Raw genomic sequence first — 12,848 nt, 5'->3', positions numbered from 1 at the left:
TCGGAGTTCGAGACCTGGAGGTCCGAACACGCGGAGACAGACACCGACGGACGCCACGCCGGCGGCGTGGGTCAGGTGGCGTCAGCCGTCCCACGCGGCCTCGGACCGCCGCACACCCGGGTGCGGGTACGCGGCGCGCTGGCAGGTCTTCGGACTCGTGGGCACGACCGGGCTCGCCGGTCTCCTACCGGCCGTCGCTTCCCAGACCGTGCGGTCCAGTGCTGATGACGGCTGTCGTTCCCACTCACCGCTGCGGGACAGTCCCGGATTTCCACCGGGTTCCCTCTTGCCTCGACCGCCCCGGGTGAGCGGTCGAACCAGCTGCGTTCGACACCATATATAGGGACGCAGCGGTTGTCACACCCCACATGTCGGTGTCGGCGTGTCGGCGGCGGAGGCGGTGACGACCGTCACCCGACCGCGCCCCGCCGCCCGACCTCCGGGCGGCCGACGCCGGCGGGAGGTGGCGGTCAGCGGCGGGACAAGGCCGCGGGATGGCCGAACAACGGTCCACAAAGATGTGATGTATGCAGGATCCAGATGTAAGGAACGTTGCTCATAACCCGCGGTCGATGTCGGCAGTCAGGGTGAACATCCAATCTTCAAAACCCTCGGTCGGGCGCTGACCCCGACCCTCGTTCCGACCGGCGCACCGCCGCCCAGCATTCGACACGTTCCACGGGCCGGGGTTCCACTTCGAACAGCACGCGCCCACCACCAGCGGTTAAGGTTTCGACCGCAGTGCCCATGCGCGAACGTGGGCCGCAACGGCGGGGCACCGCCGCCGTGACGGCGGTCGCTCGGCGTCCGAACACGCCACGTGGGAAGCGCCTCCCGCCAGACGTCCGATCCCGATAAGAAACATTGGATGTCTGCATCGGTCAGGTGATCGACGTCGTTGACGCACCTGAACCAGCCTCCGTATACTTCGATTGATCATCTGATCTTTTGCCTAGTCGGGCGAGGAGCGCATGCCGCAGATCACTGCTGTCACCGTCGAGGACGTCCGCTTCCCCACCTCCCTGACCGCTGACGGGTCAGACGCCATGAACAAGGACGGCGACTACTCGGCGGCCTACGTCGTCCTGCACACCGACGGCACCGACAGCGTGGGCGCGCCGCTCGCGGGCCACGGCCTGACCTTCACGATCGGTCGGGGCAACGACATCGTCGCCGCCGCGGCGGTCCACCAGGCACAGCTCCTCGTGGGCCTGGACGTGGCGACGATGGCGGCCGACATGGGGGCGGTCTACCGCCTCCTCACGTCCGACTCGCAGCTGCGGTGGCTCGGGCCCGAGAAGGGCGTCGTCCACCTGTCGCTCGCGGCCGTGCTGAACGCCTCGTGGGACCTGGTGGCCCGGCTCGCCGACAAGCCGCTGTGGCGGCTCCTGGTCGACATGACCCCCGAACAACTCGTCGACATCGCGGACCTGCGCTACCTGTCCGACGCGCTCACCCGGGACGAGGCACTGGCCATCCTGCGGGCCAAGGAGAGCACGAAGGCCGACCGCCTCGCCGAGCTCCACCGGACCGGCTACCCCGCCTACACCACCTCGGCCGGCTGGCTCGGCTACGGCGACGACAAGCTGCGCCGGCTGTGCCAGGAGGCCGTCGACAGCGGATACGGCTACGTCAAGCTCAAGGTGGGCGCCAACCTCGACGACGACATCCGTCGGTGCGCGATCGCCCGGGAGATCCTGGGCCCGGACCGCAACCTGATGATCGACGCCAACCAGGTGTGGGACGTCGGCCAGGCCATCGAGTGGGTCACCGCCCTCGCCCGGTTCACACCGCTGTGGATCGAGGAGCCGACCAGCCCCGACGACATCCTGGGCCACGCGGCCGTCCGCCGGGCGGTCGCCCCGATCGGCGTCGCCACCGGCGAGCACTGCCACAACCGGGTGATGTTCAAGCAGCTGTTCCAGGCCGGGGCCATCGACTTCTGCCAGTTGGACACCGGCCGGCTGGCCAGCATCAACGAGATCGTCGCCGTGCTGCTCCTCGCCGCGAAGTTCGACGTGCCGGTCTGTCCGCACGCCGGCGGCGTCGGGCTGTGCGAGATGGTCCAGCACGTGTCCGTGCTCGACTACGTCGCGGTCTCGGGAGACCTCACCAACCGGGTCACCGAGTTCGTCGACCACCTGCACGAGCACTTCACCGACCCGTGCGTCATCCGTGACACCGGCTCGGGCAGCGGTTACGTCCTGCCCGACCAGCCCGGCTACTCCACCCGGATGCGCCCCGAGTCGATCGCGCTCTACCGCTTTCCCGACGGCCACTACTGGGCGGCGGCGGACCCGACTACCGTGTCATCTCCGGAGCCGTACGTGATCGCGGGTGGGACGGCCACATCCGCTGGCCGCTAGGGGGACCATGTCACGCACCGACGAAGTGGTGAACGGCATCAAGCAGATGATCCTGGACGGGAAGTTCAAGCCCGGGGACCGCCTGCCGATCGAGAAGGACCTCGCCGAGTCCCTCGGTGTCTCGCGCGGCTCACTGCGCGAGGGAATGTCGGCCCTGTCGATCCTCGGCATCGTCAACATCCGCCAGGGTGACGGCACCTACGTCACCAACCTCGACGCGCCGCAACTGCTGGCCCCGATGGGCTTCGTGGTGGACTTCCAGGGTCAGGACGACCCTCGACACATCCACACCGTCCGGCGGCTGCTGGAGTGCGAGGCCGCCCGGTTGGCCGCCACCAGGATCACCGACGAGGCCCTCGCCCAGGCCGGGGAGCTGCTCGACGAGGCCGCCCGAATGGTCGGCCAGTCACCGCAGGACCACGAACGCATCCTCGAGATCGACATCGCCTTCCACCGGATCATCGCCGTGCACGCCGAGAATCCGGTGCTCGTCGGGCTCATCGAGGCGTTCGCCGGTCGCACCATCCGCGGGCGGCTCTGGCGGAGCCTGCACGAGGAGGGCGCGGACCGGCGTACCCATGACGAACACGTGGCGATCCTCAAGGCCCTCGTGGCGCGTGACCCGGAGCGGGCCCGCACCCGGATGGCCAACCACCTGATCGGTGTGGAGGAGTCGTTGCACGGATTGCCCGACGACGGTGACCCGACCACCACCGAGATGACGGGCCCCTGACCGCTGACGCTACGGCTGCACGTCGAGCAGCCCCGCCTCGTACAGCGCCGCCCAGAGCTGATCCGGGACGTCGGTGTCGAACCGGCGCAGGGTCTCGGTCACCTGGACCGCGTCACGCACGCCGACCACTGTCGAGACCACGGCCGGGTGCCGACGGACGAACGCCAACGCCGCCTGGGGCAGCGTGACCCCGTACGTCTGGCAGACCCGCGCTATCCGCCGGGCCTGACCGACCACCTCCACCGGCGCCCGCTGGTAGTTGTAGGCGGCGTCGCTGGGCGGCAGGTCCCGGGCCAGCAGCCCGGAGTTGTAGACCCCGGCGATCACCACACCGACGCGACGGGCCTGCGCGGCGGGTAACAGGTCGGTCAACGCGCCCTGCTCCAGCAGCGTGTACCGGCCGGCGCACATCACCACGTCGACGTCGGTCTCCGTGACGAAGCGGGCCAGCATCGCGGACTGGTTCATCCCCGCGCCGATCGCGCCGATCACGCCCTGCTCGCGCAGCTCCACCAACGCCGGCACCGCCTCGTACGCGGCCTGCTCCCAGTGGTCGTCCGGGTCGTGCAGGTACACCACGTCGATCCGGTCCAGGCCGGTGCGTCGAAGGCTCGCCTCCACCGACCGGTGTACGCCGTCCCGGCTGAAGTCCCAGACCCGCCGGTGGTCGGCGGGCACGTCGAACCCCTCCGGGTCACGCAGGTGCGCGGTCTCCGGCGACGGCACCAGCAGCCGACCGACCTTGGTGGACACCACGTACTCGGCACGGGGTCGGGAGCGGAGGGCGGCACCCAGACGCCGCTCGGACAGGCCGAGCCCGTAGTGCGGCGCGGTGTCGAAGTATCGGACACCCCCGGCCCACGCGGTGTCCACCGCTGCGGCGAACGCCTCGTCCGACGTCCTCCGGAAGAGATTGCCGCCCTGCGAGGCACCGAATCCCAGTGGGCTGAACCGCACCTGTGGGCGGGCGGTGTCCACCGCGGTCCGCCGACCGAGGGGGCCGGTCACCGGCTGCGCCAGCCGCCGTCGGCCGGGACGTTCGTCGTCACCGCTCGTCCCGGTCCGTGCTGGTGCTCCCGGTCATCGCCGCCACCAGGTCGTCGGTGGTGACCTCGTCGGCGCGGAGTTGGGCCGCGCGGCGGCCGAGGCGCAGCACCTCGACCCGGTCGGCGATGTCGAGCACCTGCGGCATGTTGTGGCTGACCAGCACCACCGACATGCCGGCGTCGCGGGCGCGCCGGACGACGTCGAGAACCCGCCCGGTCTGGACCACGCCGAGCGCCGCGGTGGGTTCGTCGAGGATGACCACGTTGGTGGCCCAGATGATGGCCCGGGCCACCGCGACACACTGCCGTTGCCCACCGGACAACATGGCGATCGGGGTGGTGACCCGGGGGATCCGCACACCGAGTTCGTCCAGGGCCGCTGCCGCGCCCTGCCGCATGGCGCGCTTGTCCAGCAGGCCCAGCCGACCGAGTGGTCCGGAGCGGAGGATCTCCCTCCCGAGATACAGGTTGGCGGCCACGCTGAGGTCGTCGGCGACGGCCAGATCCTGGTAGACGGTCTCCACCCCCGCGCGCCGGGCGTCGACCGGCGTCGAGAACTGCACCGGGCGGCCGCCCACGCGGATCTCGCCCTCGTCCGGTGGGTGCACACCGGAGAGCGTCTTGATCAGAGTGCTCTTCCCGGCGCCGTTGTCGCCGATCAGCGCGACGACCTCACCTCGGTGGACGGTGAAGTCGGCGCCCCGCAGCGCCTCGACGTGTCCGAACCGTTTGACGATGCCGCGAGCTTCCAGGACCGGCGCTTCCCCGCCGGATGACAGTTCGTCGGTGTCGGCGGTGGCCGTCGGAGTCGTTCCCATCACTGCACCGGGGGGTTGGCGCAGCTGGGCTCGAGCACCGCCTTGATCTCCGCCGTGTCGATGTTCTCCTTGGTGACGAAGGTGACGCCGGTGTCGGCCGACGCGAGGGGCGCCTTGTCCCGGAGGTGCTTGACCATCTTGTCGACGCCGAAGTAGCCCATCTTGAACGGGTTCTGCACGACCAGGGCCGAGATCTGGCCGCTGCGCAGCCCGGCCACCTCGTCCGGGGCGGCGTCCCACCCGATGATGACGATCTTGCCCGACTTGCCCGCCGCCTGGATGGCCTGGGCGGCGCCGAGCACGCTCGGCTCGTTGGCCGCGAAGATGCCCTTGAGGTTGGGGTTGGCGGTGAGGATGTTCTCGGTGACCCGTCGGGCCTCGTTGACGTCGCTCTTGCTGGGCTGTTGGCCGACCAGCTTCAGGTTGGGGAACTGGGCCAGGCCGGCCTTGAAGCCGTCGACCCGCTCGGTGTTGGTCTGTGATCCGGGCTGGAACTCGACCAGGGCCACGTCGTGGTTGCCGGGGCCCAGCTCCTTGGCGAGCAGCTTCGCCGCCTCGGTCGCCGAGGCGCGGTTGTCGGTGGCGAACAGCGGAACGCTCGACGGCTGCGGGCTGGTGCCGGAGTCGATCATCGCGACCGGGATCTTGGCGGCCAGCGCCTGGTCGGTGGCGGGCGCCAGGGCGCTGGAGTCGGTCGCCGCGTAGACGATGCCGTCGACCTTCTTGGTGACGAAGTTCTGGATCAGGTTGACCTGGCCCTCGACGTCGGTCTCGGCGGTCACCCCGTCCCACTGGACGGTGACGTCCCCGGCGCGCTGCGCGGCGCACTCCGCGCCCGCCTTCACCGTGTTCCAGTAGTCGGCGCCGACGGCCTTCGGTACGACGGCGAGCTTCAACGGCCCGCTCGCGTCCTTGCTCGCGCCGTCGCCGCCGCCGTCCCGGACCTCGACGCCGCCGCAGGCGCTGAGCAGGGCGGTGGCCGCGACCGCAGCCAGGATGGCCTGGGCACGAAGGAGACGCGTACGCGCCGGTCGACTGGTGGTGGTGTGTGCCATGGTGGGTGTCCTTCCTCGTTCGGACTCGTGGAATGGCATGTCAACCCCGCGATTCCAGCCGCCGGCGGCGGTACTGGTCGAAGTAGACGGCGGCCCAGATGATCAGGCCGACGATCACCTGCTGGTAGTGGATGCTGATGTCGAGCAGGACGGCCCCGTTACGCACCAGGGCGATGAGGAAGGCGCCGATGATCGTCCCGACGATGCGGCCCTGCCCCCCGAACAGGCTGGCTCCGCCGATGACCGCGGCGGCGATGACGTCGAGCTCCAGCGAGATCCCGTAGTTGGGCTGGCCGGAGTTGACCCGGGAAGCGGCGATCATGCCGCCGAGCCCGACCAGCACACCCGCCAGCACGTACACCCCGGTCAGGTGACGGCCCACCCGGATGCCGGAGCGACGCGCCGCCTCCAGGTTGGAGCCCATCGCGTACGTGTATTGCCCGAAGCGGGTCTGGGAGAGCAGGAAGGCGACCCCGACGGCGACCAGGACGGTGATCACGACGGCGAACGGAATGCCGATGATCTCCCCGTTGCCCAGCAGTTGGAACGACCGGGGCAGGCCGTAGACGCCGACCGCGCCGGTGATGATGAAGACGAGACCACGGCCGACGGACATCGTTCCCAGCGTCGCGATGAACGGCGGAATCCGGGCGGCCGTCACCAGCAGACCGTTCAACAGCCCGGCCAGAGCGCCGACGCCGATCGCGACCGCCGTCGCCGCCAGGAGGGAGAAGCCGAGGTCGCGGACTGTCATCGCGCCCAGCACGCCGGCGAGCGCGGCCACCGACCCGACCGAAAGGTCGATGCCCTTGGTGATGATGACCATCGTCTGCGCCGTGGCGATGATGGCGATCACCGCCGTCTGGGCCCCGATGTTGAAGAGGTTGTCCGCCGTCAGGAAGTAGGGACTCGCGAAGGTCAACGCGACGAACAGGACGACCAACGCGGTGGCGGCGGTGAACTCGGAGACGGCGTGGGAGATCCGTTCCCGGAGCCAGTCACCGATGTCGCCGCGCTGCGCGCCTGCGGATGCCTCGGCGGTACTCATCGTCGGACCTGACCTCCCCATGCGTGGGGCCGGCACTCGACGGAAGGACCCGCCGTCGCGCCGAGCACCTATGAGCGACCGAGCCTCCCCGCGGAGGAGAGAACTTGGCGTCGACCTGCCGCACCGTCACGATAGGTCAGATGTTTCCCTTGATCAGCCGTTACCATGCCATGCACCCCCGTGGATTGCCAAGGTCTTACAACCATGTTTTGACATCGTTACCCGAGCCGCCCCGCACATACGTCTGATCAAATCGGCACAAGTGCGGTCGAGCGACGCGGCGGCTTCTGGCGACGGTCGGTCACGGGACACTGGACCGGCACGAGTCCACACGGGATCGGCAGGTCCGGCCCCGACGACCATGCGCACCCCGCACCCTAGGGTGGCCCACCGGCTCGATCCGGCGGACCATCGCGAGCATGTTATCGATAACATGCTATGCCCGGCGGCGGTTGCGGGCACCTCTTTCTCCGCCGAACTCCCGGCGGGTCACGACGCCGCGAGCCGGTACTCCCGGCTGGCCGTCTGTCGCCAGATCGCCGCGCGCTCGTCGTCGGTCAGCGGATCCAGCAGGTCGCCGAGGACCCTGACCCAACGGGTGTACGAGGTGGCGAGCAGACACACCGGCCAGTCCGAGCCGAACATCAACCGGTCCGGCCCGAACACGTCCAGTGCGTGCTCGACGGCCGGCCGCAGGTCCGCCACCGTCCAGGAGCTGCCGCTCACCTCGGTCACCAGGCCGGAGAGCTTCGCCGTCGTGTTGGGTGCGGCGGCGAGCGTCCGCAGGTCCCGGGGCCAGTCGCCGAGGCCGCCGCTCCCGAGCGGTGGCTTGCCGAGGTGGTCCAGGACGAACCGGACCTGCTGCAGGTCACGGACGAGCCGGGTGGCCGCCGGCAACTGATGGTGGCGTACGAGCAGGTCGAAGGCGAGGCCGGCAGCACCGACCGCGGCGATGCCCCTCCGCACGTCGGAGCGGTCGAGATACGCCGGGTCGGGCTCGGACTGGACCAGATGACGGATACCGACGAGCCGCTCGCCGCCCCGCGCCGCCCGAAGTCGCTCCAGGCGCTCGACGACATCGTCGGCGGTGAGGTCGACCCACCCGACGACTCCGGCGATGAGAGGGTCGTCGGCCGCGATCCCCAACAGCTCCGGCGTCTCCGACCGGGCGGCGACGGATTGCACGACGACGGTCTGGGTGACTCCGGCGACCCGGGTAGCCGGGCCGAGATCGACCGGGGTGAAGTCGTCGTCGATCGCGGCCATGGTGTGCGGGTCGATCCAGGGTTGCGGGTGTCGGGCGCGAACCCAGAGGTGATGGTGCGCGTCGACGATCCCCGACTGCCGCACGGCCGCACCGGTCGTCATCGGACCCGACCCGGCGCGCTCACGTCCACCCACCCCGTTCCGCCACTGGTCGGACCTCCGGCTCGGCCCGGTGCCGTCGACCGCTCTGGCAGGATGACCATGTTAGCGGTAACAGACCGGTCGCAGGCCGCAGAACGCGCGTACCAGCCGGAACTCCCCAGCACTCCGGCCGGGTGAACACCGTCGACTGGCCGAAGTGACGATGCGCCGCCACCCGCACGTCGGCGAGCCGCGGGTCGCTGCCCGGGGACCGGGTTGACCGCCTGAGGCGGCACCGATACCGTCGACCCACTATCTGCGGCGACGCGAGGGAAGCCGGTGTGATTCCGGCGCGGTCGCGCCACTGTGAGCGGTTCCCCCACCTCAAGAGGGGCCGCGAGCCAGGACGCTCGGTCGTCCGCAGCCTTGCGATGGGGACGCGTCATCCCCGGGAAGGTTCGTGATCACATGTCCAGTTCCACGTCCAGCCAGCCGTTGGTGAATCCCGCTGGCACCACGCGTCTGCTGTGGACGGTGTTGATGACCGTCGCCGCTCTGGCGTTGCTGGCCTACCTCGTCGCCTTCGACCAGGGCGCGGTGTCGCGCAGTGGCATGTACCTGCACGAGCTGATGCACGACGGCCGGCACCTGCTGGGTGTTCCGTGCCACTGACGGCCACCACCGCTCCCCCGTTCGTCACCGTCCTCGTCCGCGGTCTGCTCGCCGGCCTGATCGCCGGTCTGCTCGCCGGGACGTTCGCCTATGTGGCGGGCGAGCCGCACGTCGAGGCGGCCATCGCGATCGAGGAGGCGGCGTCGGCGCATGCCGAGCCGGCCGCCGGTGCGCACGACCACGAGGATGCCCTGGTCAGCCGCAATGGCCAGCGCGGCGGCCTGTTCCTGGCCACCGGCCTGTTCGGTGCCGCGATGGGTGGCCTGCTGGCCACGGCGTACGTCCTGCTGGCGCGCCGACGGCGGACCTACGACGACGGACGGTCGGGCCTGCTACTGGCCGGCGCGGCGCTGCTCGGCGCCGTGGTCGTGCCGTTCCTCAAGTATCCGGCGAACCCGCCGGCGGTCGGCGACCCGGCCACCATCAACCAACGCACCGTCACCTACCTGCTGATGGTGGTGCTCGGTCTGGTGGCTGTGTGGGCGGGCTCGCTGGGCTACCGATCGGTCGGCGCGCAGGCACCGCTGTGGCAGCGCGTCGCCGCTGCCGTCGGCGGATTCCTGCTGGTCACCGTGGTCTCCTATGTGGTGCTTCCGTCGTTCCAGGAAGTCCCCGCCGACTTCCCCGCGACGCTGTTGTGGGACTTCCGGCTGGCCTCCCTCGGCACCCAGGTGGTGCTCTGGACCGGGATCGGCCTGCTGTTCGCGGCCCTGATGCACCACGACCGTCGTCGCCGGGCCGCCGCCGCGCTTCCTGGCACGTGACCGCCACCAGCCTCCGGCTGGTCGCCCACGCGCACACCATCGCCCTGCGTCAGGCCCGCTTCGGCGGACCGAGCGACGGCCTGGACGAGGGCGGCCTGCGTGCCGCCCTCGCCCTGGCCCAGGCCCGGCGTGGGCACCTGGGCGTCCGGGACGCCTGCGTGTCCAGTCCCGCCGCGGCGGCTACCGATACCGCCGACGCACTCGGTCTGCGGCCCACCGTCGAGGCGTCGTTGGCGGACTGCGACTACGGCGACTGGACCGGACGGTCGGTCGAGGAGATCGCCATCGAGCAGCCGCAGGCGCTGCACGAGTGGATGTCCGAACCGGATTCCGCACCGCACGGCGGTGAGTCCGTCGCCGCGGTCCGGGACCGGGTCGGTGCCTGGCTGGACGGGCAACGAGACGCCGACCGGCGGATCACCGCGATCGCACACCCGCTGGTGATCCGGATCGCTGTCGTGCACGCCCTGGACCTGCCGTTGGCGACGTACCGGCAGGTGGACGTGGAGCCGTTGGCGATCGTCCGGCTCACCGGCCGTGGGGCGCGGTGGCACCTTCGGCTGGGCGCGCCTCGGGTGGATTGAGATCGCCCTGACGGCTCAGGCCGTGACCGCCACAGTTGGTGGTCACGGCCTGAGTCGTCCCTGTGTCGCGTCTCAGCGCCGCCGGTGCGGCAGGTGCACCTCGACGGGCTCGGGTGGGAGGTCGTCGACACCCGCGTCGACGGCCTGCTGGTGACGGCGACGCGCCGACGGCAGTGCGAGTGCCGCGAAGACGGCCAGCACGGCGACGCCCGCGCAGACCCAGAAGCCGGCGGTGAAGGCCGTGTCGGTGGGCAGACCCTGCGGGGTGCTGTGCGACGTGATGACGGCCGCGACGACCGCGGCGCCGATGCTGCTGCCGATGGTTCGCGCGATGGTGTTGACGCCGCTCGCCTCGCCGGTCTGCCCGGCCGGAACGCTCTCGATGATGGCGTTGGACATCGCCGCGAACGCGAGGCCGATGCCGGCGCCGGTGAGCACTCCGGAGAGCAGCACCTGCCAGGTCGCGCCGTGGGCGAGTGCCGGCAGCACGAACGCTACGACGACGAGGACCGCGCCGAGGAACATCGGGACCTTGGGACCGAAGCGACGGTCCAGCAGACCGGCGAGCGGCCCAAAGATCACCATCATGAGGACGGTGGGAAGCAGGAACAGGCCGGCCTGGGACACGGTCTTGCCGAATCCGTAGCCGGTGACCGCAGGAAGTTGGAGCAGGGTCGGCACGAGCACGAAGGTTCCGAACATCGCGAATCCGAGGATCAGGGCGACGAGGTCGGTGGCCCAGACGCCGCGAATCCTCATGAGACGCATGTCGATGAGCGGCTCGCTCACCCGCAGCTCGACCAGGACGAACACGACCAGCGCGACCACGCCGAGCAGGAACAGGCCGATGGTCTTCGGTTCCCCCCAACCCCAGGACTGTCCCTTGCTGACGGCCAGCAGCAGCGAGACCAGCGACACCGACAGGATGGCGGCGCCGAGCATGTCGAGCCGTCCGGGCGTACGCACCCGCGACTCGGGCATCCCGAAGATGGCCCCGAGCAGCGCGACGACGACAAGGACCAGCGGCAACCAGAAGAGCCAGTGCCAGGACAGGTGCTCCACGATCGGGCCCGCCGCCACGATGCCGACGCCGGCGCCGACTCCGAAGATCGCCGACAGCAGGCCGACGGTGACGCCGACCTTCTCGCGGGGCAGTTCGTCGCGCACGATGCCGATCGACAGGGGCAGGATCGCTCCGGCGGCGCCCTGAAGCGCCCGCGCGACGATCAGCACGGTCAGGTTGGGGGCCAGGGCGGCGAGCAGGGTGCCGGCGGCGAGGGCGGCGAGGACGCCGATGAGGACCCGGCGCTTGCCGACCATGTCACCGAGACGGCCGAGGATGGGTGTCAGTACCGAGGCGGCCAACAGGTACGCCGTGAGCACCCAACTGATGTCCCCGGTGGAGACGCCCAGGTCCCTCCCGATGGTCGACAGCGCGGGCGCCACCAGCGACTGCAGCACCGCGAACGCCAGGCCACCCAGCGACAGGTACAGCACCAGGAGGGTGCTGTTGGCGCGCGGGGCGGGGCTGGACGCGGGGCCGACGCGGGTCGACTCCTCGATGGTGTGGGTCATGAGATTCCCGAAACTAGATGTAAACGTTTGCTGACTTACCAGTATCCGCAGCCGCGGGGCCATGTCAACAGTCGTTTACGTCACCCCGGAGGGGGTTGGCGACCTTGCTTGGGGGCGCAAGTCAACATATGTTTACATTGCGTCGGTCGCACCGCCACCGAGAGCGAGAAAGGACGCGTCGTGACAGCCGAACCACCCGTCTCCCCCGCCACACCTGGCGAACCTGCCCCGCGCCGTCGCCGGGATGCGACCGAAACCCGGCAGCTCCTGCTCGACGCGGCTCGGCAGCGCTTCGCCCGCGACGGCTACGCGGCGACGACCGTGCGGGACATCGCCGACGACGCGGGGGTCAACGTCGCTCTCATCAGCCGCTACTTCTCGTCGAAGGAGGGTCTGTTCGAGGCGTGTCTGCGGGCAGCGGGCGACGAGCTGCACCGGACGGCCGGTCAGACGCCGGCCGAACGGGTCCCGGAAGCCATCGCCCGGCACATCGCCGACCTCGGCACGGCGGGGCTGTCCAGCCAGCTCACCCTGCTGTTGCGCTCGTCCGGCGACGCGGGAGCCGACGAGATCCGCCTCGGTGTCCTCAGCCGGGCCAGCCAACAACTGGCGGCGGCCCGGGGATGGCGTCCCGGCGAACCAGGCAGCGAGGAGATCCTTCTCCGCGCCCAGATGGCCCTCGCCGCCGGCATCGGCGTCGCGGTGCTGCGGTCGTCGTCGATCCGGTTGGAGCCGCTGAGCGCCGCCACCGAACAGGACCTGGTCGGGCCGCTGCGCGAGCTGGTCGACGCACTGCTGCCACCTCGCTGATCGGACGCGAGCAGCACGTGTGCCGCCATC

12 protein-coding genes and 2 riboswitches are annotated in these 12,848 nt (G+C 70.3%); of the genes, 6 read left to right on the top strand and 6 right to left on the bottom strand.

The annotated features are described in order from the left end of the window. Positions 1-123: 123 nt before the first annotated feature. A riboswitch (cobalamin riboswitch) is annotated at positions 124-337 on the bottom strand. Between the two features lie 634 nt (positions 338-971). Next, positions 972-2,366, top strand: coding sequence for an enolase C-terminal domain-like protein (locus tag O3438_RS02970; RefSeq protein WP_269678453.1), 1,395 nt, complete (start codon positions 972-974; stop codon positions 2,364-2,366). Positions 2,367-2,373: 7 nt separating this feature from the next. Then, a complete protein-coding gene (locus O3438_RS02965) occupies positions 2,374-3,099 on the top strand; it encodes a FadR/GntR family transcriptional regulator (protein WP_269678452.1) in 726 nt (241 codons plus the stop codon). Positions 3,100-3,108: 9 nt separating this feature from the next. Here the strand turns inward: O3438_RS02965 and O3438_RS02960 are convergent, their stop codons facing one another. The 5 genes from O3438_RS02960 to O3438_RS02940 all read right to left on the bottom strand — a co-directional run bounded on the left by O3438_RS02960 (position 3,109) and on the right by O3438_RS02940 (position 8,434). Further along, entirely contained in the window at positions 3,109-4,107 is a 999-nt protein-coding gene (locus O3438_RS02960) for an aldo/keto reductase (RefSeq protein ID WP_269678451.1), read from the bottom strand. Positions 4,108-4,144: 37 nt separating this feature from the next. Beyond that, entirely contained in the window at positions 4,145-4,963 is an 819-nt protein-coding gene (locus O3438_RS02955) for an ATP-binding cassette domain-containing protein (protein ID WP_269678450.1), read from the bottom strand. Next, entirely contained in the window at positions 4,963-6,018 is a 1,056-nt protein-coding gene (locus O3438_RS02950) for an ABC transporter substrate-binding protein (RefSeq protein ID WP_269678449.1), read from the bottom strand. The genes O3438_RS02955 and O3438_RS02950 overlap by 1 nt, the downstream gene beginning before the upstream one ends. Before the next feature lie 40 nt (positions 6,019-6,058). Then, on the bottom strand, positions 6,059-7,066 hold the full coding sequence (locus tag O3438_RS02945; protein ID WP_269678448.1) for an ABC transporter permease: 1,008 nt from the start codon (positions 7,064-7,066) through the stop codon (positions 6,059-6,061). A 489-nt stretch (positions 7,067-7,555) separates the two neighbouring features. Then, positions 7,556-8,434, bottom strand: a complete 879-nt coding sequence (locus tag O3438_RS02940; RefSeq protein WP_269678447.1) for an amidohydrolase family protein — start codon at positions 8,432-8,434, stop codon at positions 7,556-7,558. 267 nt (positions 8,435-8,701) lie between these two features. Next, positions 8,702-8,846: riboswitch (cobalamin riboswitch) on the top strand. 35 nt (positions 8,847-8,881) lie between these two features. On the opposite strand from O3438_RS02940, the gene O3438_RS02935 reads away from it, so the two are divergent. Genes O3438_RS02935 through O3438_RS02925 form a run of 3 tightly spaced genes read left to right on the top strand, consistent with a single transcriptional unit; the run spans position 8,882 to position 10,433 of the window. Further along, on the top strand, positions 8,882-9,085 hold the full coding sequence (locus O3438_RS02935; protein ID WP_269678446.1) for a CbtB domain-containing protein: 204 nt from the start codon (positions 8,882-8,884) through the stop codon (positions 9,083-9,085). Continuing rightward, on the top strand, positions 9,076-9,849 hold the full coding sequence (locus tag O3438_RS02930; protein WP_269678445.1) for a CbtA family protein: 774 nt from the start codon (positions 9,076-9,078) through the stop codon (positions 9,847-9,849). Before O3438_RS02935 ends, O3438_RS02930 begins: the two co-directional genes overlap by 10 nt. Then, positions 9,846-10,433: a histidine phosphatase family protein gene (locus O3438_RS02925; protein WP_269678444.1), complete on the top strand. Its 588-nt coding sequence runs from the start codon at positions 9,846-9,848 to the stop codon at positions 10,431-10,433. Before O3438_RS02930 ends, O3438_RS02925 begins: the two co-directional genes overlap by 4 nt. Positions 10,434-10,505: 72 nt before the next feature. Here the strand turns inward: O3438_RS02925 and O3438_RS02920 are convergent, their stop codons facing one another. Then, complete coding sequence (locus tag O3438_RS02920; RefSeq protein WP_269678443.1) at positions 10,506-12,008, bottom strand: MFS transporter; 1,503 nt, start codon at positions 12,006-12,008, stop codon at positions 10,506-10,508. Between the two features lie 180 nt (positions 12,009-12,188). Between O3438_RS02920 and O3438_RS02915 the strand changes: the two genes are divergently transcribed. Next, entirely contained in the window at positions 12,189-12,818 is a 630-nt protein-coding gene (locus O3438_RS02915; protein ID WP_269678442.1) for a TetR/AcrR family transcriptional regulator, read from the top strand. Positions 12,819-12,848 lie beyond the last annotated feature (30 nt).

It is taken from the genome of Micromonospora sp. WMMC250 (assembly GCF_027460215.1).
Classification (GTDB): Bacteria; Actinomycetota; Actinomycetes; order Mycobacteriales; family Micromonosporaceae; genus Micromonospora; species Micromonospora taraxaci.
The sequence above is the reverse complement of the archived record's forward strand: the minus strand, read 5'-3'. Positions and strand labels throughout refer to the sequence as shown.